The organism is Saccharibacillus sp. O23 (assembly GCF_002205895.1).
Taxonomy (GTDB): Bacteria; Bacillota; Bacilli; order Paenibacillales; family Paenibacillaceae; genus Saccharibacillus.
The window spans coordinates 371,230-394,184 of sequence record NZ_NJDE01000002.1 but is presented as its reverse complement, the minus strand read 5'-3'; the positions used below and the strand labels follow the sequence as shown (position 1 = coordinate 394,184).

Genomic DNA, 22,955 nt, shown 5'->3' with positions numbered 1-22,955 from the left:
ACGGACATGTTGAAAGTGTTATGCGTATGCGGATTGGGACAAGGAACGAGCTTGATTTTGCGCATGAACGTGGAAAGCGTGCTGAAGGATCTGAACGTGCAGGCGGATGTCGAGCATACGGACGTTTCGACGGCATCGGGAACGGCGGCGGACTTTATCGTGACCAGCAACGAGCTGGCGCAGAGCCTGCCGGGACATGCGGCGAAGATCGTCGTGGTCAACAATTATTTCGATCTGGACGAGATCAAAAGCAGCCTGCAGGGCGCTCTTCCGTCTTAAGGGACGGACAAACATAAGGGGGGACGCGGATGAACGCACTGTCGTGGATCGCGAACAACGTATTCGGCACGCCTGCCATTCTGCTCGGCTTTATCGTGCTGCTGGGGCTGCTGCTCCAGAAAAAATCGCTCAGCCAGATCGTCAGCGGAACGTTCAAAGCCATTATCGGCTTCCTGATCATCGGCGCGGGCGCTTCGGTCATCACCGGCGCGCTGGGCGTGTTCGAACCGATGTGGAAAGAAGTGTTCGGCCTTCAAAGCGAAACGCTGGGGCAGTACATAGGGCAGGACGCTTTCAACGGACGGTTCGGCAGCGCGGTGACGCTGGCGATGCTGGTCGGATTTCTGATCAATATGCTGCTGGCCCGCTTCACGCCGTTCAAGTACATCTATCTGACGGGACATATGATGTTCTGGACGGCGACGGTGTTCGCCGGCATCGTCGTCCATACCGCGGGAGACGTTCCGATCTGGAAATTGACGCTGTTCCTCTCCGTCATTCTCGGGATCTACTGGACGTTCCAGCCGGCGCTCGTGCAGCCGTTCATGCGCAAGGTGACGGGAAACGACAATATCGCGCTCGGGCACACCTCGGCGTCCGTCGCCCTGCTGTCGGCATTGCTCGGCAGGTGGCTGGGCAATAAAGAGAACGACTCGGAGAAGATCAAAGTGCCGAAAGGGCTGGAATTTCTGCGCGATTCCAACGTTATTACGGCGCTCTGCATGGGCGTGCTGTTCCTGATCGGCGCGATCGTGCTGTCGCTCAAGAACACGCCTTCGGCGCAGGAACTGATCGCGCTGTCCGGCGAGCAGAACTTCATCATCTATTCGATCATCCAATCCTTCACCTTTGCCGGAGGCATCGCGATCGTGCTGCTCGGCGTGCGCATGTTCATCGGGGAATTGGTTCCGGCCTTTAACGGCATCGCGACCAAGTTGGTTCCGGGCGCGCGCCCGGCGCTGGATTCCCCCGTCGTCTACACGTACGCGCCGAACGCGGTCATTCTGGGTTTCGTGGGCGCTTTCGCCGGAGCGCTGATCTGGCTCGTGGTGCTCGGCAATACCGTTTCCTACATTTTCGTGCCGACCATGATCGTGCTCTTCTTCCACGGAGCCACGGCAGGCGTATTCGGCAATTCGACGGGCGGCGTGCGGGGCGCGCTGATCGGCGGTTTCGTCACCGCGACGGTCGTCGCTTGGGGTCAGTTCGTGATGGTGCGGTTCTTGTTGTCCTCGACGATTCCGGATACCGCCATGTGGGCCGCCGATTCCGACATGTTCATCTTGGGTCCGATCATTCGCCTGCTGGCGCAGCTGCTGTTCTGAGTCTCTGATCCGTTTTTTCGAAAGGAGCGATTGCATATGAGCTTTATCCGTACGCTGGATGCCGACATTTCGCCTCAAGAATTGGGATTTACTTATTCGCACGAACATATCGTTTGTCGTCCGGCCTACTGGTCGGAACGCGGAGAAGACGATCTGCTGCTGGACGATCCGGAGAAATCGCTGCTGGACGTCATGGATTTCAAAAACCTCGGCGGACAGACCATCGTCGACGCGACGGCGGTCGATTACGGACGCGACGTGCCTGCCGTCTACGGAATCATGCAGCGCAGCGGCGTCAAGATCGTCGGCACGGCCGGTTTTAACAAAAGCTTTCTCTGGGACGCTTCGATCAAGGAAGAACTGCGTCCCCTGATCGGCGATTATCGGACTTACGCCGAATGGATCGACGCTTCGAGCATTAACGAACTCGCCGATTTCGTGATCCGCGAAGTGGAAGAAGGGCTGGAAGGCACGCCGTTCCGCGCCGGACAGGTCAAATTCGGCACCGGCTACAACCGGATCACGCCGCTCGAAGAAAAAACGCTGCGCGCCGTGGCGCGTGCCCATCACGAAACGAAAGCGCCGGTCCATTCGCATACGGAAGTCGGCACGATGGCGCTGGAACAAATCGAGCTGCTGCGCAGCGAAAAGGTCGATCTGGAATTTCTGAGTCTCGGCCATATGGACCGCAATCCCGATCCGTACTATTACGAGCAGATCGCTTCGACCGGAGCTTTCCTGTCGTTCGACGGAATCGCCAAGATCAAATACGCGCCGGAAAGCACGCGGATCGCGCTGATCTTGGATCTGGTGCGCAAAGGCTATGCCGATCAGATCTTGGTCAGCGGCGATACGGCGCGCAAAACGTATTACAAACATTACGATTACGGCCCGGGACTCGAGCATATCGTCGGCAAATGGGTACCGCGCTTCATCGACGAAGCCGGGCGAGCCGGTCTGGACGGCGAAGCGCTGATCCGCAAATTTTTCGTCGACAATCCGGCCAGATGCTTCGCTTTCAAGCGGTAAGGAAGGAGGGTGCGCATGATTTTCCAGAACGAAAATGCCGCCGACGTCTCGGCGAAGATCGAACGGACGCGCTGCGCGATCCTGCCGATCGGCGCGGTCGAAGCGCACGGCGCGCATCTGCCGCTCGGGACCGACAATCTGTTGGCCGAACGGCTGGCCGCGCGTCTGGCGGAGCGGACCGACAGCTTCGTGCTGCCGACGCTGCCTTATGGACAGGTATGGAGCCTTCAGAACTTTCCCGGCAGCATCGGCGTTTCGAACGCGGCGCTGATCCGCATGCTGACCGATATCGGCGAAAGTCTGTATCGGCAGGGCTTCCGGATCTATGTCATGCTGAACGGCCATCTGGGCAACGCCGTCGCGCTGAAGGAAGCGGCCCGCGAGCTGTACGAGCGGTATCCGGAGTTGAAAGTCTATTACTTTTTCTATCCCGGCACTTCGGGCGCGGCGGCGGAAGTGCGGGAGACGCCTTCGGCGCATTCGTCCTATTTCCACGCCTGCGAGCTGGAGACGTCTTACATGCTCTATCTGGCCGAAGAGCACGTCGACATGAACAGGGCCGTAAGCGACGTTCCGACCATCGGGATCGAAGCGGACTGCACGCCGACGCCTTGGGAGACGTTCACCGAAACGGCGGTGCTCGGCGACGCGACGCTGGCGACCCGCGAAAAAGGGGAGAAGGTTATCGAAACCGCGCTGCGCGCGATGACGGAGATGGTGCTGGCCGCCAAAAGCCGCGCAGGTCTAGCGAAAGAAGGAGGCGCGTCATGATCGGAGCGTATTTCGACCAGATCCGAAAGCGGCTCGATCGGATCGAAGCGAGACAAGCCGCCGGTCTGGAGCTGGCCGCGGCGCATACGGCGGAAAGTCTGATCGCGGGCGGCATCGTTCACCTGTTCGGCTGCGGGCACTCGCATATCCTGACCGAAGAAGTATTCTACCGCGCGGGCGGTCTCGTTCCGATCCGGCCGATTTTCTACGAGCCGCTGATGCTGCACGAAGGCGCGCTGCGCTCGTCCGAGCTCGAACGCGAGAACGGGCTGGCGGAGACGTTCATGCGAGATCAGGATATCCGGCCCGGAGAAGTGGCGTTCGTCTTGTCGACGTCGGGACGCAATCCCGTTCCGGTAGACGCGGCGCGGATCGCCCGGGAAAAAGGCGCGTTCGCGATCGGCATCACGTCGCTGGAGTATTCGAACAGCCAACCGTCGCGCCACTCGAGCGGGAGCCATCTGTTCGACGCCGTGGATCTGGTGCTCGACAATTATTCGGCCGTCGGCGATGCCGTGCTGCGCCATCCGGAGATTCCGGTGCCGTTCACGCCGACGTCCACGGTAATCGGCGCCGCGATGCTGAACGCGATCTTCGCCCGCTCGGCCGTGATCATGGCCGAGCGCGGATTCGAACCGCCGGTGTTTCTGAGCGGCAATATCGACGGGGCGGACCGGCGGAATCTGGAACTGGTGGAGCGGTATCGGGAGCGGATTCCTTTGCTGCGGTGAAAAGGAAAAGCCTCGAACAGAAATGTTCGAGGCTTTTTAGCGAGGATATATAAAGATTGATTCGACAGTTTATATTGCCGAATCAACGAATGAGCAGGCGGGCTCGGAAGATCAGCGTTTCGGAGCCAGTTCGATCGCGGAGCGGATCGCGGCCAGCATGCTCGCTTCGCCGGCGATGTTTTTGCCGGCGATATCGAACGCGGTGCCGTGGTCGACGGAGGTCCGGATCACGCCGCCTTTGAGGCCGACGGTGATATTGACGCCGTCTTCGATGCCCATGACCTTGATCGGGGCGTGGCCCTGATCGTGGTAGCAGGCGACCACGATATCGAAATCGCCGCGTCCGGCGCGGAAGAAGAGGGTATCGGCCGGATACGGGCCGGTTACGTCGATGCCTTCCGCCGCTGCCCGCGCGATGCCGGGCGCGAGTTTTTCTTCTTCTTCGCCGTTGCCGAACAAGCCGTTCTCCCCGGCATGCGGGTTGATGCCGCAGACGGCGATGCGAGGTTTGTCGAAACCGGCTTTGCTTAGCGTGTCGTGAGCCAGCTTGACCACGGTATAGGTTCTTTCGGGCGTGATGCTTTCGATCGCCGCGATCAGGCCCATATGGGTCGTCAGGTGAATGACGCGCAGGTTCGGCGTGGTCAGCATCATGGAGAAGTCTTCGGTATCCGTCAGCGCGGCCAGAATTTCGGTATGTCCCGGATACAGATGGCCGCCGAGATGCAGCGCTTCTTTGTTCAGCGGAGCGGTGCAGATCGATTGGATCTCGCCGCTTTTGGCCAGTTCGATCGCTTTGGCCAGAAATTGATAAGCGGCGTCGCCCGCCGCGGCGGACACTTCGCCGAACGGCAGATCTTCCGGCAGCAGGTCGAGGTCGAATACGTCGACCGTTCCGTGCTCGAACTTAGCGTCGGATACCGAACCGACGGCGTTCACTTCAAGTCCGGCGCCGGTGATCGCCATCGCTCGGCGCATCATCTTGGCGTCCCCGATCACGATCGGTCGGCAGGTCCGGTAGATTTCCTCCTCCCGCAGCGCTTTGGCGATGATTTCGGGACCGATGCCTGCGGCATCTCCCATCGTGATTCCGATTGTCGGTTTCATTAAGCTTGCACTCCTCTCAATTTGTCGATCGCATGCTCGAATACGCGTTCCGTGCCGAATCCTCCGGCTTTGGTAATCACGTACAATCCTTTTTTGCCGAGGAACGTGGAGATCGGCACCCCGATTTCCAGCTCGTCCAGCAGTTCGAATCCTTTGATTCCCCACCGCAGGCAGACCTGTTTGGCCGTATCGCCCCCGCTCATCGATACGCCTTTGAACAATCCCCGCTCGAGCAGGGGAGCGCAGACGTCGGCGAGCGCCTTCACGATCTCGTTACTGATCTCGGTCCGTTCGAATCCGGCCGCTTCGCCGACCCGCCACGCCTGTTCGATATGCTCGGGGGTTCCGGTCGAATACACGGCCACGTCGAGCCCGCGCTCCGCTCCGGCCAGCGCCTCGTCGAACACGCGGCGGATTTCCGCTTCTTTTTCGGCGGGCGAGGCGACGGCTTTCCACGAATCGAACGCGACGGCATGCACGTCCGGGCGTTCCAGCAGCCGCCGAAGCTGCGCTCTCGAATTGCGGTTGACGCTGCCGACCACGGTCAGGACCGCACCGGGTTGGCCGTCGATCCGCGGGGTCTGCGTCCGGGAAGGCAGTCCGTAATAAGCGGGCAGATAATGGGCCAATCCGGCCGAGCCGGCCCAGGTCAGGCGGTAAGGCGCATCTTTGAGATCGGCGAGAATCTGCTCCAGATGCCGTTCTTCGGTCGAATCGACGACGATGTAGGCGGCGCCTTCTTGCGCGTAGCGCCCCAATTCGGCGAGCAGATGCTCCCGGCCCAGCGCCAGATCGTCCAGCGTCAGCTTGCCGATCCGTCGGGAAGTCTGAAGTTCGAGCAGCTCGATCAGATTCGACAGCGTGACCGGCGTTTTGGGATCTTTGGCGATCTCCGTTTCGCCGATCGGGACGCCGTCCAGATACAGGGTCGAGTTCAGGACGGTGCGGTTGTTTTTGGGATAACCGGGAACGAACATGACGAAATCGGGCTTCAAAGCATCATAGACGGCATCGATTTCGCTTCCGACATTGCCCCGCATGGTGGAATCGACCTTTTTGAAAATATCGGGGAAACCCGAGTCCAGCAGAAATTCGGCGGCGGCTCTGACCCGGTCGTAAGCCTGCCGCGGCTCCGCCGCCCGGCTGTCGGTATCGAACGCCACCGCTTCGTAAGTTCCGACGGCTTCGGCGTCCATATCGAACAGCACGGTCGTTTTTAATCCGTTACGGGATAATTGTACGCCGCTGTCGTTGGCGCCCGTCAAGTCGTCGGCGATGATGGCAAGTTTCATTGAGGGTTCTCCTTCCATTGCGCTTCGAGTTCCCGCCGTTCCCGGGCGGACAGATTGTATTTCGCCAATCCGCCTTTTTCTTTCTCCAACCGCTTCGACAGGAAGCCGATGAAGATCGGCAGCAGAACGGAAGTCGTGACTACGCTGGCCGCGATCTGGACGGTAGCCAGTTCCGCGATCGGGGCGAAGGCGACGTTGGCAGCGGCGATCGCCGCCGGCGTGCCGACCGCGTTGCCCGCCGTCGATCCTTCGGCCGCGCCGACGATCGGATTCCAGCCGAGGAACTTGAACAGCAGGTACAAGCCGCCGCCGGTCAGGAACACGGTGATGACGCCGAGCAGGATACCGCTGAGTCCGCCTTTGATGATCGCGTTGAAGTTGATGCCCATACCGAGCGCGAACGCGAAGAAAGGAACCAGCTTGTCGCTGCCTTTATACAGGAAGTCGCCCATTTCTTTGTCCAGATTGCCCAGCAGGATGCCGACGGCCAGCGGCAGCAGCACCGCGACGAACGACATCGGCGAGAACAATCCGTTGGCGAAGCCCATCGCGCCGAAGATGGAGAGGGCGACCATCGTCAGGAACGGACCGTCGCTGAGCGCGAGGAACGGGTAAGCCGCTTTGTCTTCTTCTTTGCCGTATTGTCCGGCGAAGGCGATATACAATCCGCCGTTCGAGTTGGTCATCGCTCCGATGATCGCGATCGGCGCCAATCCCAAGAACAAGCCGTTGGAATCGGCCAGCCAGAAGGCGAGCAGACCGACGGCCGCGCCGAGCAGCCATTTGACCGACAGCAGCGTGAGGCCTTTGGCGACCGAAGCTTTGGCCGTGCGCAGATTGATCTGCGTGCCGGCGATCAACAGAAACAAGGCGATTAAAGCGCTTGCACTATTGACGAAAAGCGCTTCCGTAAATCCGCCGATGCGGAGTAGGTTCGGAAAGAAGGTGTTGATCGTTGCCGCCAGAAGCAGCGGAACCACCATCATGCCTCCGGGGATGCGATCCAGCGTCGCTTTGATTTTCATGCTTTTCGTTCTCCTCTCGATGTGTTTTAAAGCGTTTACTTTCCGTAATATAACGCTGATTGTTTATAAAAGCAACATTTTGAGAAGAAAATCATTTAATTATTTGAATATCGTTTAATTTTGCAACAGTATTGTTGCAAAAAAAAGCAAGCTCGAGAATTACTCTTTGAGCTTGCGCCACAGCGTCGCCCGGTTGATGCCGAGGCGTTCGGCCGTCCGGGATTGATTATGATTTTCTTCGCGAAGCACCGATTCGATGATCCGCTGTTCGATTTCTTTGAGCGTGCCGCCGGGCACCCGCCAGTCGTCGACGGAAAGCGGTTCGGGAGTCGTTTTCCGTACCGTTTCCGCGCGGATGACATAACCGGTTTCGGCGATCGCCAGTTCTTTGATCCGGCGCTTCAAACCGTTGATCTGATCCGGGTAATCCTGCTCGAGCAGCAGTTCTTCGGCCGCGGTTTGAATCTTTACGGCGTCGGTGCCGAGCCGATGATGGCAGTCGGCCAAAAAGATCCGCGCCAACGGAAGAACGTCTTCCCGGCGTTGGTCGAGCGTCGGCATCGGCAGTCTGACGGCGTCGGCGATCCCGAGCAGCGACGGAGGCGGCGAGCCGTCTTCGATCAAGATCAGCCGGATGCCGCGATCGGCCAAATCACGGACCAGATTCGCCAACTGCCGTTCGTCGTTCGTTCGGGAGGCGTTCAGCAGTTTGACCGAAGTCGCGTCCGCCGGAATTTCGCCGGCTGCTTTGCGCAGATCGGCGCGCTCCGCGTCGATCGCCAGCAGCACGCCCTCCGGCGACGCTTCCCGATGGACATGATCGACGACGAAGTTTTTGCCGCTTCCTTTCGGGCCGTACAGACAGAACGAATCGCCTCCGCGATAGAGCGCCCGAAGCTGCTCGTAGAGACGCCGGATCGCGGGCGAAGCTTCGGCGACCGGTCCCGGATCTTCGGCTCGGATCGGGAAGAGGCCCGTATGCCGCGCCGTTTCTTGGCCGACGCCCTGCCGCAGCACGTACAGCGCATAGATTTCTCCGTCGACGTCAAGCCTGCGGCCTTCCGCGATCAGCGTCCGGCCGTCGAGCGTCAGCTTCTCCGACGTCGGCGTCCCGTCCGGATTCAGTTTGGAACCGAGCGCCGCGAGATGCTCTTCCGTCAGCGGATTGCGATCGAAATCGGCGGTTCGGGCATAGACGACGCGGCTGCGTTCGTCCGCGACGACCAGATTCGGATAAGACGATTGGAGGAAGCGTTCGAGCACGCGGACCAGTCTGTCGTTCCGATGCAGATAGCCGTACACGAGCCGGGCGTCTTCCAGCGCGTTTCGGATCGATTCTCTGCCCGATTGGATCAAGAAACCTTTTAATCCGTATTCGTTCGCCGTTTTAAGCGTAATCACGTCGCCTACGATTTGCTTATAATCGCGGCTTTTGAGATCCAGAATCAAGGCCGGGACTTCCGAAGAATCCGTGACGGTAAAAGCTTTCAGCGGCAGATCGAGCAGATCGATGATGGCCTGCGCGCCCGAGGTCAGGTTGGCGAAGCCGACGATCGCCGTTTTTTCCTTGAGGCTTCCGGCAAGCGTCAGCGAACGGATCATATCGTAGCCGGACAGCTGCACGTCGATCACCGGCACGGTTACCGCTCGTTTGATCGAACGCGCCGTGCCGCCCCGGCTGATCAGGATATCGGCACCGCCGCGTTCCGCTTCGATCGCCAGTTCGACCCCGTTTTCGAGGTCCCCGACCGAATATCCGATATTCAGGTCGGGGAAAAGAGGGACGCATTCTTCGATGATCGTCGCCATGGAAGGATACGGTGCGATGATATGGACGTTTATGTTCATGAAAATCCCCGCTTTTCGTCAAAATCGTCAGGCCGCGTACGCAAACTCCGAAGACTGCGGATTCGGTCATGCTTCCGGAGCGAATCCGGGCAGAGGGCAAAAAGGCAGGCAAAGGTACGCTTCAGCGAGTTTGCGTACACGGCGTAGTATCTTGAACATTATAGCACAGCCGGGAAGAGTAACCGGAAACGTCCTGCCGCGTGCCGGCCTGCGCGTCTAAAATTCCGATACATGCAAAAAAGAGTTCCGGATTCGGCGAGGCCGTTGTCGGAACTCGGATTCGGCGCGCGAAGGCGGGTGTTCGATCCGGCAGCGCAAGCTTCTTACAGCGTCGGGCGGATCAGCGTCCAGATCAATCGCGCTTCTTCCGGAGAACGCGGCGTAATGATCGCCGAACGCGGATAAGCCTCGGCTTCGGGGCGGCTGCGGATATATTTCTCGGCGTAAGGGTTGGCTTCGACCGCTTTGCGATAGAAGTCTCCGGTCTCGGCGCTCGGACGGTCCCGCTTATACGAGGAGGCCCACTCGAGCCAGCGGTAAAAGGCATTGTCTCCCGCGCCTTCCGCATAATGGGCGAGCAGACTGCCTGCCGCTTCGTGGTCGCCGCTTGCGATCAGGGCGGAGATCGCCGGATACCGCGCGCCTTGATGGTCGGCCGGGTTCAGCCGCAGCAGGCGATAAAAGCGTTCGAAAGCTTCCGCATGCCGTCCGGTCTGCCAATCGTGCGCGGCCCGCAGCATAAGGGCGCGCAGATACGGGCGGTTCGGCAGATGCAGCCAGACCGGTTCGATATCGGCTTCGAACCGCCGAAGCGCCGCGGTTTCGGCTTCTTCCAACAGACGGTAGCGTTCGTCGGGATCTGCTTCGCCGTCGGCGGCGAGCAGCAGCGTATCCGCGCCGTTCGGATGAAGCCGGCGGGCTTCCGCCAGTTTTTCCGCGCGGACATCGTCTTCGATCGCCAGATAAGCTTCGTAAGCCCGAAGCTGCGCTTCTTCTTCGGGAGAAGCCGGCGTATAAGGGACGCCCGAGAAATAATCCATTTGGCGGCGCAGCGCGGCTTCGCCTTGAATATCCAGATCTTTGAGATGCATATAGAGCTTCCACTGCCGCATCTCGCCCGGCAGCGGATCGGTGCCGACCCGGATGCCGACCGGCGGTTCTTCTTCGCGATAGACGGAAGTCCGGCGTTGGTAATCGAGCATCTCTGTCGCGAGTTGCTCGATCCGGTCGCTATCGAGTTCGTCCGTCATGGCGGAAGGAGGCTGCCTTACATCGCTCGACGGATACGGAATGTCTTGGGCCGCGTCGTCAGGCAGCCAGCCTTGAAGCTGACCGAAACGTACGGCCGCGGCAGCCGCTTCGGGCGGAGCGGGCTTCTCGCGTTTGCGCTTGAGAAACCGGAAAGCGAGGTCCATCAGGCGATCGCACTTGAGATCGCGTTCGATCAAATAAGCTTCCAGCCGTTCCAGCGCTTCGCCGACGGCTTGCGGCAGTTCCTCGCCGGAAGCCCGGTCGGCTCCCGCGGCCGATTCCGCGAAGATTTCGTAAGCGGCCGCAGGGTCTCTGCGGTAGAAAGCCGCCGCGTCGGCCTCGCCGGCTTCCCGGAACCGGCGCTCCAAGCGCAGCACGGCTTCGTCTTCGGGTTCTTCGATCAGCACGAGGCTGTTCAGCGCCGTCAGCGGATCTTCGGGATTCGCTCCCGGAATCCAATACCCCAGCACGACGCTTCCCGGCCGGGGGCGGAAGTCTGCGCCCGTGCTCAGCCGCAGCTGCTCGCCGTTCAGGAGTTCCGACGCCTGAACGACGTCCTGCGCGGGCCGTGCCGCGCCCAAGGGAGCGGAGGCGGAAGAGATCCGCAGCACGGCGAAACGAGGATCGAGCCAGCCGCGCAGCGCGTCGGCGACCGCCGCATGGCGCGAATCGAGCGCCTGCTCGGTCAGAAAATCGTTCCAGATGCGGACCTGCTGCCCGAAGTAGAACGTATCCCCGGCGACGGAGCCGGTCTTCTCTTCGCCGTAAGCCGGCTGTAGGCGAGGAGCGATGCGGTTCTTCCAAGCGGACAGCTCTTTCTGTTCGCCGGGGCGGGGGTGATTGTCGAAGAAACGGCGCAGCACGGATTCCAGCAAGCGCCGCCGCTGCGCGTCCGAACGGGATTGTTCGTCGAGGCGGGCGCAGCACTTTTTGTATTTCAAGCCGCTGCCGCAGAAGCACGGATCGTTGCGTCCCGGAGTGGCGGAAACGGGCCGCGAGAAAGAAGGAAACGAACCGTTCATTTCTTCGGCTCCTCGAACAGCAGCCGTTCTTCTTCGCGGCTGTGGAACTCGTTGACGACGATCAGCGCTTGGAAACGCCGCATGACTTCGGGCGTTAGGCCTTCGTCGGCCAGTCTCGAGACGATATCGGCGACGACCATGCGCAGAATGTCGTGGTCGCGGGTCAGCTTGACGATCGACAGGCGGCGATCCGGATCGTCCCCGGCCATCTCTTCGTAGAATCCTTCTTCTTCGGCATCGGCATGGCTCAAGATGCGGGTTACCCAGTAGCCGACCAGTTGATCCGCCGCTTTAAGTGCTTCTTCCGTATCCCCGGCTTCTAGCAAAGCTTCCAATTCTTCCGTTTTATCGATCGCGCCGCTCAGCCCGCCTTCGTGTATGGCATGATGCGCGTGCAGTTGACGCAGAGAAGGTCCTCCCATGATCAATTCCGCCTTTCTCGGTAAAATAATAATTTTCGGATGGGGATCCAAGCGCGTTCAGTATAGCATGAAGCCGTCACCGCGGCGGTCCGGTTAGGCATTTCCCGAAGCGAAACAGGGAAGTCCCTGATTGGTCGCCGCTTCACGGCTTCTATAGAATAAACCCGTAAGGGAAAGCGGCGCGCGAGCGCCAGCCGGAAGGAGAAGTTGCCATGAATCGCTATATTCCGAATCAGCACGGCGCATGGGCTATGCTGCTGCTGCCTTTTTTGCTGGGGATGTCCGCCGTAGGACCCGCGCTCGTCCATATTCCTTTGTTTCTCTGTTGGCTCACGATGTATCTGTTCAGTTTTCCCGTGCTGCAATGGATCAAGACGGGCAAAAAGGAGCGTTATCTCAAACCAGCGCTGCTGTACGGCCTGATGCTCGTTCCGCTCGCGGCGATCGTCGCCCTGTCCGAACCGAAGCTGATCGGCTACGGTGCTCTGCTGCTGATCGTATTCGCGATTCCGGCACGGTATGCCAAAGCCAAAAACGAACGCGCGCTGCTGAACGATATCGTCGCCATTTTGCTGTTTTGCTCGTTTATCTATCCGGTCGTATACGTCGGAGCGGGCAGAGAAGCCGACTGGACGCAGACGACGCGGCTGTTTCTGCTGATGGGGCTTTACTTTATCGGAACCGCGCTGTACGTGAAGACGGTCATCCGGGAGAAGAAGAACCCTCGCTATTATCGAGCTTCGATCGCGTACCATGTCCTGCTGATCCCGTTCGCCGCTTGGCTGAGCGTTCCGCTATCCGCCGCGTTCGCCGTGCTGCTGCTGCGCGCGATCGCGCTGCCGAAGCTGAAACTGACAGTCAAACACACCGGCGTGGCCGAGATCGGATTCGCCGTGATGCTGTATCTGTTCGTCCTGCTCGCCTATTTGTGAACGTTCGATTGTGAAAAAAGGAGCTTTGCCTTATGAGTCTGCCATCGCCGAGCACGATTACGCGCGTAATCCGTTTATTATCTCATCGTCATTCGGGAAAGGACGTGTCCCGGCGCGATCGTCTCGGATTGAGCGGTTTTCGTTTCTTTCGCAGGGAATTTTCCGATCGTTCTTCGCGACTTCTGAGCGTGGACTAATGAAAGAAGATTGTGTATGGTAGATAAATCGGATTGCAGAGAAAAGGAGTACGATCATGAAAAAAACGAATTTTCTGCTCTTGCCGCTGCTCGCGCTGATCCTGATCTTGTCGGCCTGCGGAGCCAAACCGGCCGAACAGGCGGCTCGAAATGCGGCAGAAACGAACCCGGCCGCGAACGGCACGAACTCGGATTCGGCCGAAGAAACGCCGGTCACGCTGACGATCTCCGCCGCCGCGAGTCTGACGGATGCGCTGACGGACATCAAGAAAACGTACGAAGCGGACCATCCGGGCGTAACGTTGGCATTCAATTTCGGCGCATCGGGCGCGCTTCAGCAGCAGATCGAGCAGGGCGCGCCGGCCGATCTGTTCTTGTCGGCGTCGACCAAGAACATGCAGGCGCTGCTGGACGGCGGCCTGATCGAAGCGAAGCACGAGAGGAATTGGCTCAACAATACGCTCGTCGTGGTCGTGCCGAACGATTCTTCCGCTTCGGTCGGCAGGATGGAAGATCTGACCGGCGATCAGGTGAAACATATCGCCGTCGGGATTCCGGAGAGCGTGCCGGCCGGGAAATACGCGCAGGAAGCGTTGACGGACAGCGGTCTGTGGGATTCTTTGCAAAGCAAACTCGTGCAGGGCAAAGACGTCCGTCAGGTCCTGCAATACACCGAAACCGGCAATGCGGACGCCGGCTTCGTGTACAAGACCGACGCGATGACGTCGGATCAAGTCAAAGTCGCGTTCGACGTCGATCCGGGAAGCTACTCGGCGATCAACTACCCGATCGGCATCGTCAAAGCGACCCAACATCAGGAGGCGGCCCAAGCTTTCTATGATTACCTGCAAACGCCGGAAGCCCTGAAAGTCCTGACCGGATACGGCTTCTCCGCCGCGAAGACCCCATGATTCCGTTGGCGGATATCGGTTGGAGCGAGTATTGGCCGCCGATCCGCCTCTCGCTCCAAGTCGCGCTGCTGGCAAGCGTGATCGCGATCGTGCTCGGCACGGCCGTCGCTTGGCTGATGTCGCGGCGCGCTTCGTTCCGCGGCAAGACCGTGTTGGAAACGATCTTCATGCTTCCGCTCGTGCTGCCGCCGACGGTCGTCGGCTTCCTGCTGTTGATGCTGCTCGGCCGCCGCAGCTGGCTGGGCGTTCTGATCGAGCGGATCTTTCATTCGCCGATCATCTTCTCTTGGTGGGCCGCCGTCGTCGCGGCCGTGGTCGTCGCGTTCCCGCTGATCTACCGGACGACGGTGGTCGGCTTCGAAGCCGTCGACCGCGATCTCGAAGACGCGGGGCGCTCGATCGGCGCCGACGAATGGCAGGTCTTCCGGCATATCACGCTGCCGCTGATCCTGCCGTCGCTCAAGACCGCCTACGTGCTGGGCTTCGCCCGCAGCTTGGGCGAATTCGGAGCGACGCTGATGATCGCCGGGAATATTCCCGGCCGAACCCAGACCGTCCCGACCGCGATCTACGTCGCGGTCGATTCCGGGCATCTGCAGGCGGCGTGGGCATGGACGATCGCGATCGTGGCGATCTCGTTCGTGCTGCTGCTGCTGACCGGAAGGCGTCAGCCGTCTTGAACCGGCGCCGACGGCAGCTTCGCGCATGTACGTCCGCGAATCGTATAAGCTTATTCAGAAGCCTCGGTCTTCCTCGTAGGAAGACCGAGGCTTTCAAGCTGAAAATCAGCCTTTTTTCCTTCTAAGCGTCATCTGGTTCCGTTAGAATCTGGAAACCGTTCCGAATGCCCGCTAAGCGTCATCTCGTTCCGTTAGAAATCGAAGGTCGATCCGATTGATCCGATCCAATCCGAAATGAACGGTTTCGCCAAGCGAAATCCTATTATTCAAGCGAGATAAGCGATGAGATCTAACGTTTCTGCACTGAAGTCTAACGTTTCTGATCTATTCAAATGTAAGCGTTTTCTAATACGATGGATTCAGCCTGATAAACATCATACAAAGGGGGACGGGGCGAACATGAAAAAGGAGGAGCCGAAACGGCGAAGCGCGCGTTGGCACAAGCAGGATACCGAATTGACGCTGCTGGCGCTGCCGACCACGGTCTGGTACATCCTGTTTTGTTTCCTGCCGATGTTCGGGATCATTATCGCGTTCAAGAACTTCAAGATCTCCGGCGGGTTCTTGAGCAACGTCTTCAACAGTCCGTGGGCCGGATGGAAGAACTTCGAGTTTCTGTTCAAGTCCAACGACGCTTGGGTCACGATCCGCAATACGCTGGGGTACAATCTGGTCTTCATCCTGCTGGGGATTCTGATCCCGGTCACGCTGGCGCTGATGATCGGACGCCTGCATAACCGCAGAGCCGGCAAAGTGTATCAAACGATGATGTTCCTGCCTTATTTCCTCTCATGGGTCGTCGTGTCGGCGGTAATCTGGGCGTTCCTGAGTTTCGACAAAGGGATCGCCAACCAAATGCTCAACCAGATGGGTGCCGAATCGGTCAACTGGTACATGGAACCGAAGTATTGGCCGTATTTCCTGATCTTCATGAACGTGTGGAAAGGCATCGGCTACGGCATGGTCGTGTATCTCGCCACCATCACGGGCATCGACAGCACGTATTACGAAGCGGCCGTCATCGACGGGGCTTCGATCTGGCAGCAGACCAAATATATCACGCTGCCGATGATGAAACTGGTCATCGTGATGATGTTCATTCTGGCGGTCGGACGGATCTTCTATACGGACTTCGGGTTATTCTATCAAGTTCCGAGAGATTCGAACTCGCTGTTCAACGTCACGACGACGCTGGACGTGCTGGTGTACAAACAGCTCAAGACCGCTACCGTCGGCATGGCTTCCGCGGCCGCTTTCGTCCAGTCCGTCATGGGCTGCATCACCATTCTGTTCGCGAACTGGATCGTGCGCCGCATCGATCCGGAGAGCGCGATGATGTAGTACCTTGTCAACACTAGAGGAGGGAAATCTATGGCAGCGGCAAAAAGCGAAACGAGCAGCGGTCTCGACCGGTACAACCGGATCAGCACCGGCATGAACCTCTTGTTCCATCTGATCTTCATCCTGCTCGCGCTCGTCTGCATCGTTCCGATCGTGGTGATCTTGTCCATCTCGTTCTCCAGCGAAGACTCGATCCGGGAGACGGGTTATCATCTGCTTCCGACGATGTTCTCGGTCGAAGCTTACGGCTTCATCCTGAAGCAGGGCACCGTCATTCTGCGGGCTTTCGGCGTCTCGGTCCTCGTGACCGTGCTGGGAACCGTGATCGGAGTGCTGCTCACCGCTTCGATGGGCTACGTGCTGGCGCAGCCGAATTACAAGCTCAAAAATTTTCTGACTTGGGTCGTGTTCATCCCGATGGTCTTCAACGGCGGTCTGGTGTCCAGCTATTACATCAACGCGAATCTGCTCGGACTCAAAGACACGGTCTGGGCGCTGATCCTTCCGCTGGCGGTCTCGTCGTTTAACGTCATCATCTGCAAAACGTTTTTCCGTACGACGATTCCCGACGGCATCGTGGAATCGGCCGAGATCGACGGCGCGAGCCAACTGCGGATCTTCTTCTCGATCATCATGCCGATCTCGCTGCCGGTTCTCGCGACGATCGGATTGTTCCTCTGCTTCGGCTATTGGAACGACTGGTTCCAATCGATGCTCTATATCAACGATCAAGATCTCTATTCGCTGCAAGCGCTGCTGAACAATCTGATGAGCAACGTCGACGCGCTGGCGAGAAACGCTTCGACCATGGGCATCAGCTACGCTTCGCTGGTTGCGACGATGCCCAAAGAAACGGCGCGCATGGCGGTCGCGATCCTGATCGTCGTGCCGGTCGCTTTCGCCTACCCGTTCTTCCAGCGGTATTTTATCGCGGGACTGACGGTAGGTTCCATCAAAGGATGATCCCGAACGCGCGCGTTCCTGAGGGCGCTTTCGGTCATCGACGAATAGATTACGTTCCATACACATGAACGAGGGGGTACGAAGGTTATGCAAAAGTCTTGGAAAAAGTGGTCCGCGCTCTGCGCGGCGGTCATGCTGACGTCTTCGCTGGCGGCCTGCGGAGGCGGAGGCGACAACGCGTCGCAAGGAACGGACGGTTCGAAATCCGCTTCCACGGACGGGGCAAGCAAAGATACCAAAGCTTCCGGCGACGTGCCGACGCTGGTCTGGTGGACGATCGGCGGGCAGATTCCCGACAACTTCGACAAAGCGGTCGCCGCGATGAACGAGTACACGGCCGAGAAGATCGGCGTCAAGATCGATCTCAAAGTCGCGAGCTGGGCGGATTGGGACACGAAGATCAACACGATCGTCAATACCGGTGAACCGTTCGACATCATGTTCACCAACAGCGGCAAATACAATCAGCAGGTGTCGATGGGCGCTTTCGCGGATCTGACCGACATGGTTCAGAACGAAACGCCGGACCTGTATAAACTGATTCCCGAGACCGTCTGGGACGGCGCGAAGATCGGCGGCAAGATCTATTCCGTTCCGACCTACAAAGACTCGTCGCTCACGCAATATTGGGTCTTCAACGACGAATACGTCCAGAAGTACAAGATCGATCTGAACTCGATCAAGAAGCTGGCGGATCTGGACAAACCGTTCCGCGACATGAAAGCGGGCGAAGGCAAAAGCTTCTATCCGCTCGGCCTGACGCAAAGCGACGGCTTCAACGGATTGTTCAACGGCTACGACGACCTGACGCTGGGCTTGTCGCCGATCGGAGTCAAGATCGACGATCAATCGCGCAAAGTGGTCTTCACGTTGAATCAACCGGACATGATGGCCGATCTGAAGCAGCTTCATCAATGGTACAAAGACGGCATTATCAACCCGGATGCGCCTACGCGCGGCGAAGCCGAGAAAGCGCGACCGTTCTTCAGCGCTCAAGCTTTCCCGGGAGCCGAAGCGAACTATCAGATCAACGAAGGCGTCGCCAAATACGATATGCAGCAGGTCTTCGGTCCGCTGTATACGACGAGCACCATTCAAGGCTCGCTGAACGCGATCTCCGCGAACTCGAAGTACAAGGCGGAAGCGCTCAAATATCTTCAACTGGTCAACACGGACGCCAAGCTGCGCAACATGCTCGCTTTCGGCGAACTGGGCGTCGACTACAAGAGCGTGGACGGCGAGAAAGTCATCGAACGCACCAGCGATACTTGGCCGCTCGCCGCTTACACGCAAGGTACGTTCTTCAACTTGGCCGTGACCAAAGGCGCTCCCGAAGATCAATGGGAACAAGTCCGCAAGCTGAACGAACAAGCGACGCCTTCGTCCACGTTGGGCTTCGCGCTCGATATCAGCAATCTGACGACGGAAGTCGCCAACACCAAAGCCGTATGGGATAAATACCGCTCCGAATTGGTAACGGGCGCTTCCGATCCGGAAGTGGTCGTGCCGAAGATCGAATCCGAGATGAAAGCGGCCGGTCTGGACGCGATCATGCAGGCGGCGCAGGAGCAGATCGCGGCTTATTTCAAATAAGCGCTGCGGCCGGCCCAGCTTCCGACGTACAAGCGACAATGACGGATCTTCGGAAACGGCACGGCCACCGAAGGTTCGGGACTCGAACGGGACTTGATTTCCGTTCGAGTTTTTCTATTGTAATTTCCCGTCGACGTGAGATGCTATAGAAAATGCGGCAGAGGGGGTCTTCCGAGTTGTCCTTTTTGCAGATCAAGATTTATCGCGGCAAGTTCATGGCGTATACGGTATTCGTCGTCTTGATCGGCATGGCGATCGGCCTGCTGACCTGCGCCATTCTGCTGTATCAATGGGTCGATAACGCCCGGAGCGCGTCGGCGAACGCTTTTGCTGGCGTGGAGAGCCGCTTACAGTACGACGCCGACCGGATCGAAGCTTACATGCAGCGGATCTATTCGAACAACGGACTGATGACCGACGTGCAGAGTTTTCTCGGCAGCAGCGCCGAAGGTTATCTGTCGAGCCGGTTGGAGCGCAGCCGGTTCGATCAGCCGCTCGCTTCTTTTCCCGACGATATGGAATCGTTCCTGTACAGCGGCGGGCAAGGCGATATCGTGCAGGTCAGCCTGCATACCGACAAGACCGGCAATCTGATCCGTTTCGACGAAAGCGGCAACGCCAGTTTCAAATTCGGCTTACCCAACAACGATACCGCGTTCCGCGAATCGATCGAGCGAGGGTTCGTTTACCGCAAAAAATTGTCCGATCCCAACCGCATTTCCCGCCAATTGGGCGAATTCCGGTTTCTGGTCGGCAGCGATCGGATCTTCCGCGGCGGCGGCATCCGTCATGCGGCGCTCGTGGATTCGTCCGGCGTCACGTATCCGGCCTTCTCCGCGGACGAGGGCGAACGCCGATTGGTCGCGCGGGTGCTTACGGACGGACGCAAACAAGGCTATCTGTCTGCGGGCGGGTTGAACGGCGTCTTTTTCTCGACTTATGCTTCGTCCAAGCTCGATTACCGCTTCGTCAGCTGGATCGATCTCGGCTCGCTGATCCGCGAACGTCTGGGCACGCTGCTCGCGGTATTTCTGATCGTCTTGACCGCCATGGCGAGCGTATTGACGCTGATCGTCTACAATCTGCGGGACGACGCGCGTTTTCTGCACCATATCATCCATTCGATCGGCCGGGTGAAGAGCGCGGACTTTACGCCCGATACGCCCGCGCCTTACCGCCGCAACGAATACGGCATGATCGCGAGAGAACTCGAAGACATGGCCCGGCAGCTCGACAAATATATCCGTACGGAATATTTGCTCAAGCTCAAACAGCAGGAGACGGAAATGAAAGCGCTACAAAATCAGATCAATCCGCATTTCCTCTACAATACGCTGGAAGCGATCCGCGCGAGGGCGTTGGTCAACAGCGACGTGGAGACGTCGGACGCGATCGCCACGCTGGGCGCGCTGTACCGGGACATGGTCAAGCACGACAATATCATCACGTTAGGCCAAGAACTGGCGCTGCTGCGGGAGTATCTGAAGATCATGGAGTTCAAATATCCGGACCGTTTCTATCATCAGTTCAACGTGGACGAAGAGCTGCTGGAGCTGCCTACGGTGAAATTCTGGATGCAGCCGCTCGCGGAGAACTTTTTCGTGCACGGCTTCGATTCGGCCAGTCCGTTCAATCTGCTCGTGGTCAGCGGATGGGCTTCGGAGAATAGTTTCCATCTGGAGATCGTCGACAACGGCCGCCGGATCGACGAAGAACTTTTGCAAGGGATTCGGAACTCACTGTCGCATAGGGAAGATACGCCGGTCCGAAGCATCGGTCTGCATAACGTCAACACGCGGCTGCATTTTTTCTACGGCGAGGGGTTCGCGTTGGATCTGGAAAACAACGAAGAAGCCGGCGTCAAAGTGTCCATTCTGATTCCGAAGGAGGCTGCATCCCATGTACAAACTGCTGATTGTGGATGACGAACCGCAAATTCTCGAAGGGATGAAGCGGACGCTAGATTGGGCCAAATACGGCTTCGGCCGTATCGAGACGAGCGAAACGGCGGAAGGCGCCATCTCGAAAGCGGTGGAGATCTACCCGGACATCGCGATCTTCGATATCTGCATCGGCAAAGATCTGGGGTACGAAGCGATCGGCAAACTGAACACGTTCGGGCTGCCGACCAAATATATCATCATGAGCGGCTACAACGAATTCGAATACGCCCGGGAAGCGATTCGCTGCGGGGTCAAAGACTACCTGCTCAAGCCGGTCAATCGCGCCAAGCTTCAGGAAGTCGTCGAGAAGATCATCGTCGAAGACCTTCACGGCACGCTCGAAGGCACAAGCGACGCCAATCTCGACCCGGTTCTGGGCGTACGCTACGACAGCATGTCCAAGCTCACCAACCATATTCTGCTTCGGGTCAAAGCCGATTACGCGCAGAATATCACGCTTAAGCTGGTCGCCGAACAATTTCGGATGAACGGGACGTATTTGGGTCAGATTTTTCTCAAAGAAACGAAGATGAAATTCTCGGAATACTTGATGGCTTACCGGATGCAGCGCGCCAGAGAGCGGATCTTGTCCACGGACGAGAAGATCGCCAGCATCGCGCAGTCGGTCGGCTATTCGAATCTGGGTTATTTCTATACGCATTTTCACGGATTCTACGGCAAGTCGCCATCGGATCTCCGAAAATGAGCGGTGGAGGGGAGGGCGGCAGGATGGCGCAAACACCGCAGCGTTCCGCAAGGTTTCGGCGTCTGCTCGTTCGGGGATTCGCCGCGGGGTTGATGCTGATCTTGAGCGGATGCTTAGGTCTGGGAGGGAGCGCGAGCGGCGGCGGATCGGGCAAGCCGAACGTGAACCTCGTCTATTACACGATCGGAGAACCGGATCGAGATCTTAAGAAGGTCAACGACAAGATCAACGAAGTGTTGAGCAAAAAAGCCGGAATCACGATTACGTATATCAAGATCGGTTGGCAGGAGTACGAGAACCGGCTGAATACGATGGTGTCGGCGGGAACGCCTTTCGATATCGCGTTCGCGCCGGAGTATACGACCTATATTCAGCGCGGAGCTTGGCTGCGTCTGGACGATTACCTCTCGGGCGTCGGCAAAGAAACGTTCGACGCGGTCGATCCGATCTTCTGGGAAGGCGCGCGCATGAGCGACGGCGGCATCTACGGGATTCCGACGAACAAAGAGCTGGCGACGCGCGAACAGTGGATGTACCCGGAAGAACTCGTGCGCAAATACGACATCGACATCTCCCGGTACAACACGCTTGAATCGTTGGAGCCGCTGCTGAAGATGATCCGAACGCGGGAACCTTTTTATCAGCCGATGGAGTTAAACAAAGATTCGCACAATTTTTTCGCGATCGACGGATACGAATACGCGGCCGACAAACGGCTGCCGCTGATGGCATTGTCCCGGAACCCGGATGCGCCTATCGTCAACATCTTCGAAACGCCGGAAGCGCGCAAAGTGCTGGACACGCTTCGGCGGTATTACAAAGCGGGCTATATCAACGAAGACGCGGCGCTGCGGGAAAATCAAGGCTTGAAACGCGGCGTACGCGTCTTCTGGAAAGCGGCCGGAGGCGGTCCGTTGTCGGAAAGCAGTTGGAGCAAAGATCGCGGTTATCCGGTCGTCGCCCACGCGGTCACGCCGATGATCGTCACGACCGAATCCGTGCGCGGAGGCTTGATGGCCGTCAACGCCGATACCCGGCATCCGGTCGAATGCATGAAGTTTCTCAATCTGCTCAACACCGATCCGGAAGTCCGCAATCTGTTCAATTACGGGATCGAGGGCGTGCATTACGAGCTGGACGCGAACGGCCAAGTCGTCCCGATCGTCTCGAACAGCGGCAAAGACGCGGGATCGCCCGCTTACGCCGGAGTCCAGTATACGCAGGGCAACTGGTTCATCTTGGATACGATGGCCGGAGAACCGGCCGACAAATGGGAGCAGTTCCGCGAATCGAACGCGCTGGCGGTCAAGTCGTCGCTGCTCGGCTTTACGCCGGATCTGTCGAATATGCCGATCCAGCGGGAAAATATCTCGATGGTCTGGGAGAAATATTATCCGGGCCTGATGACCGGCAGCCTCGACGTGGATACCGAGCTGCCGAAATTCAACGCCGAGCTGAAGCAGGCCGGGATCGACGAGGTCAAGGCCGAAGTGCAGCGGCAGTTCGACGAATGGCGAGCGGAAAAGCGGGAACGGGAGACGGGGGCGGCCGCAGCGGGTAAATGACGGAAGAGAACATTTATCCGGA

At 58.5% G+C, this 22,955-nt stretch carries 20 protein-coding genes; 14 read left to right on the top strand and 6 right to left on the bottom strand.

What is annotated here, in order from left to right:
* Nucleotides 1-9 precede the first annotated feature (9 nt).
* From CDO73_RS03295 to CDO73_RS03275, 5 genes are read left to right on the top strand one after another with little or no spacing between them, the layout of a single operon-like run.
* Nucleotides 10-279, top strand: a complete 270-nt coding sequence (locus tag CDO73_RS03295; RefSeq protein ID WP_088487235.1) for a PTS sugar transporter subunit IIB — start codon at nucleotides 10-12, stop codon at nucleotides 277-279.
* A 29-nt stretch (nucleotides 280-308) separates the two neighbouring features.
* Complete coding sequence (locus CDO73_RS03290) at nucleotides 309-1,604, top strand: PTS ascorbate transporter subunit IIC (RefSeq protein WP_088487058.1); 1,296 nt, start codon at nucleotides 309-311, stop codon at nucleotides 1,602-1,604.
* Between the two features lie 36 nt (nucleotides 1,605-1,640).
* Nucleotides 1,641-2,633, top strand: a complete 993-nt coding sequence (locus CDO73_RS03285) for a phosphotriesterase family protein (protein ID WP_088487057.1) — start codon at nucleotides 1,641-1,643, stop codon at nucleotides 2,631-2,633.
* A 15-nt stretch (nucleotides 2,634-2,648) separates the two neighbouring features.
* Complete coding sequence (locus CDO73_RS03280; protein WP_088487056.1) at nucleotides 2,649-3,404, top strand: creatininase family protein; 756 nt, start codon at nucleotides 2,649-2,651, stop codon at nucleotides 3,402-3,404.
* Nucleotides 3,401-4,135 carry an SIS domain-containing protein gene (locus CDO73_RS03275; RefSeq protein ID WP_088487055.1) on the top strand — a complete coding sequence of 245 codons (735 nt, stop codon included), beginning with the start codon at nucleotides 3,401-3,403 and terminating at the stop codon, nucleotides 4,133-4,135. The genes CDO73_RS03280 and CDO73_RS03275 overlap by 4 nt, the downstream gene beginning before the upstream one ends.
* A 111-nt stretch (nucleotides 4,136-4,246) precedes the next feature.
* Here the strand turns inward: CDO73_RS03275 and pdxA are convergent, their stop codons facing one another.
* The 6 genes from pdxA to CDO73_RS03245 all read right to left on the bottom strand — a co-directional run bounded on the left by pdxA (nucleotide 4,247) and on the right by CDO73_RS03245 (nucleotide 12,102).
* Nucleotides 4,247-5,242, bottom strand: coding sequence for a 4-hydroxythreonine-4-phosphate dehydrogenase PdxA (gene pdxA / locus CDO73_RS03270; RefSeq protein WP_088487054.1), 996 nt, complete (start codon nucleotides 5,240-5,242; stop codon nucleotides 4,247-4,249).
* Nucleotides 5,242-6,534 carry a four-carbon acid sugar kinase family protein gene (locus CDO73_RS03265; RefSeq protein ID WP_088487053.1) on the bottom strand — a complete coding sequence of 431 codons (1,293 nt, stop codon included), beginning with the start codon at nucleotides 6,532-6,534 and terminating at the stop codon, nucleotides 5,242-5,244. The genes pdxA and CDO73_RS03265 overlap by 1 nt, the downstream gene beginning before the upstream one ends.
* On the bottom strand, nucleotides 6,531-7,559 hold the full coding sequence (locus CDO73_RS03260) for a 2-keto-3-deoxygluconate permease (RefSeq protein ID WP_088487052.1): 1,029 nt from the start codon (nucleotides 7,557-7,559) through the stop codon (nucleotides 6,531-6,533). The genes CDO73_RS03265 and CDO73_RS03260 overlap by 4 nt, the downstream gene beginning before the upstream one ends.
* Nucleotides 7,560-7,718: 159 nt before the next feature.
* Nucleotides 7,719-9,407, bottom strand: coding sequence for a sigma-54-dependent transcriptional regulator (locus CDO73_RS03255; protein WP_088487051.1), 1,689 nt, complete (start codon nucleotides 9,405-9,407; stop codon nucleotides 7,719-7,721).
* A gap of 323 nt (nucleotides 9,408-9,730) precedes the next feature.
* Nucleotides 9,731-11,680, bottom strand: coding sequence for an SEC-C metal-binding domain-containing protein (locus tag CDO73_RS26950; protein ID WP_088487050.1), 1,950 nt, complete (start codon nucleotides 11,678-11,680; stop codon nucleotides 9,731-9,733).
* Nucleotides 11,677-12,102: a hemerythrin domain-containing protein gene (locus CDO73_RS03245; protein ID WP_088487049.1), complete on the bottom strand. Its 426-nt coding sequence runs from the start codon at nucleotides 12,100-12,102 to the stop codon at nucleotides 11,677-11,679. Before CDO73_RS03245 ends, CDO73_RS26950 begins: the two co-directional genes overlap by 4 nt.
* A 212-nt stretch (nucleotides 12,103-12,314) precedes the next feature.
* Here CDO73_RS03245 and CDO73_RS03240 point away from each other — a divergent pair, with 212 nt between their 5' ends.
* From CDO73_RS03240 to CDO73_RS03200, 9 genes are all read left to right on the top strand, one after another.
* Entirely contained in the window at nucleotides 12,315-13,034 is a 720-nt protein-coding gene (locus CDO73_RS03240) for a YwiC-like family protein (protein ID WP_088487048.1), read from the top strand.
* 253 nt (nucleotides 13,035-13,287) lie between these two features.
* Nucleotides 13,288-14,142 carry a molybdate ABC transporter substrate-binding protein gene (gene modA, locus CDO73_RS03235; RefSeq protein ID WP_179218520.1) on the top strand — a complete coding sequence of 285 codons (855 nt, stop codon included), beginning with the start codon at nucleotides 13,288-13,290 and terminating at the stop codon, nucleotides 14,140-14,142.
* Nucleotides 14,139-14,822: a molybdate ABC transporter permease subunit gene (gene modB / locus CDO73_RS03230; protein ID WP_088487046.1), complete on the top strand. Its 684-nt coding sequence runs from the start codon at nucleotides 14,139-14,141 to the stop codon at nucleotides 14,820-14,822. Before modA ends, modB begins: the two co-directional genes overlap by 4 nt.
* Before the next feature lie 399 nt (nucleotides 14,823-15,221).
* Nucleotides 15,222-16,163, top strand: coding sequence for an ABC transporter permease (locus CDO73_RS03225; protein ID WP_088487045.1), 942 nt, complete (start codon nucleotides 15,222-15,224; stop codon nucleotides 16,161-16,163).
* Nucleotides 16,164-16,256: 93 nt separating this feature from the next.
* The gene (locus CDO73_RS03220; RefSeq protein ID WP_373446963.1) at nucleotides 16,257-17,126 is read left to right on the top strand and encodes a carbohydrate ABC transporter permease; all 870 of its coding nucleotides are present in this window, start codon (nucleotides 16,257-16,259) and stop codon (nucleotides 17,124-17,126) included.
* A gap of 87 nt (nucleotides 17,127-17,213) precedes the next feature.
* Nucleotides 17,214-18,719, top strand: coding sequence for an ABC transporter substrate-binding protein (locus tag CDO73_RS03215; protein ID WP_088487043.1), 1,506 nt, complete (start codon nucleotides 17,214-17,216; stop codon nucleotides 18,717-18,719).
* A 176-nt stretch (nucleotides 18,720-18,895) separates the two neighbouring features.
* Nucleotides 18,896-20,644 carry a sensor histidine kinase gene (locus CDO73_RS03210; protein WP_256972539.1) on the top strand — a complete coding sequence of 583 codons (1,749 nt, stop codon included), beginning with the start codon at nucleotides 18,896-18,898 and terminating at the stop codon, nucleotides 20,642-20,644.
* On the top strand, nucleotides 20,619-21,368 hold the full coding sequence (locus CDO73_RS03205; protein ID WP_088487041.1) for a response regulator transcription factor: 750 nt from the start codon (nucleotides 20,619-20,621) through the stop codon (nucleotides 21,366-21,368). The genes CDO73_RS03210 and CDO73_RS03205 overlap by 26 nt, the downstream gene beginning before the upstream one ends.
* A gap of 23 nt (nucleotides 21,369-21,391) precedes the next feature.
* Nucleotides 21,392-22,933, top strand: coding sequence for an ABC transporter substrate-binding protein (locus tag CDO73_RS03200; protein WP_256972538.1), 1,542 nt, complete (start codon nucleotides 21,392-21,394; stop codon nucleotides 22,931-22,933).
* The last annotated feature ends 22 nt before the right edge of the window (nucleotides 22,934-22,955 follow it).

Coding starts and splice junctions, on each gene's coding strand:
- CDO73_RS03290 (WP_088487058.1), top strand. CDS start 309: ATGAACGCACTGTCGTGGATCGCGAACAACGTATTCGGCACGCCTGCC.
- CDO73_RS03285 (WP_088487057.1), top strand. CDS start 1,641: ATGAGCTTTATCCGTACGCTGGATGCCGACATTTCGCCTCAAGAATTG.
- CDO73_RS03280 (WP_088487056.1), top strand. CDS start 2,649: ATGATTTTCCAGAACGAAAATGCCGCCGACGTCTCGGCGAAGATCGAA.
- CDO73_RS03275 (WP_088487055.1), top strand. CDS start 3,401: ATGATCGGAGCGTATTTCGACCAGATCCGAAAGCGGCTCGATCGGATC.
- pdxA (WP_088487054.1), bottom strand. CDS start 5,242: ATGAAACCGACAATCGGAATCACGATGGGAGATGCCGCAGGCATCGGT.
- CDO73_RS03265 (WP_088487053.1), bottom strand. CDS start 6,534: ATGAAACTTGCCATCATCGCCGACGACTTGACGGGCGCCAACGACAGC.
- CDO73_RS03260 (WP_088487052.1), bottom strand. CDS start 7,559: ATGAAAATCAAAGCGACGCTGGATCGCATCCCCGGAGGCATGATGGTG.
- CDO73_RS03255 (WP_088487051.1), bottom strand. CDS start 9,407: ATGAACATAAACGTCCATATCATCGCACCGTATCCTTCCATGGCGACG.
- CDO73_RS26950 (WP_088487050.1), bottom strand. CDS start 11,680: ATGAACGGTTCGTTTCCTTCTTTCTCGCGGCCCGTTTCCGCCACTCCG.
- CDO73_RS03245 (WP_088487049.1), bottom strand. CDS start 12,102: ATGGGAGGACCTTCTCTGCGTCAACTGCACGCGCATCATGCCATACAC.
- CDO73_RS03240 (WP_088487048.1), top strand. CDS start 12,315: ATGAATCGCTATATTCCGAATCAGCACGGCGCATGGGCTATGCTGCTG.
- modA (WP_179218520.1), top strand. CDS start 13,288: ATGAAAAAAACGAATTTTCTGCTCTTGCCGCTGCTCGCGCTGATCCTG.
- modB (WP_088487046.1), top strand. CDS start 14,139: ATGATTCCGTTGGCGGATATCGGTTGGAGCGAGTATTGGCCGCCGATC.
- CDO73_RS03225 (WP_088487045.1), top strand. CDS start 15,222: ATGAAAAAGGAGGAGCCGAAACGGCGAAGCGCGCGTTGGCACAAGCAG.
- CDO73_RS03220 (WP_373446963.1), top strand. CDS start 16,257: ATGAACCTCTTGTTCCATCTGATCTTCATCCTGCTCGCGCTCGTCTGC.
- CDO73_RS03215 (WP_088487043.1), top strand. CDS start 17,214: ATGCAAAAGTCTTGGAAAAAGTGGTCCGCGCTCTGCGCGGCGGTCATG.
- CDO73_RS03205 (WP_088487041.1), top strand. CDS start 20,619: ATGTACAAACTGCTGATTGTGGATGACGAACCGCAAATTCTCGAAGGG.
- CDO73_RS03200 (WP_256972538.1), top strand. CDS start 21,392: ATGGCGCAAACACCGCAGCGTTCCGCAAGGTTTCGGCGTCTGCTCGTT.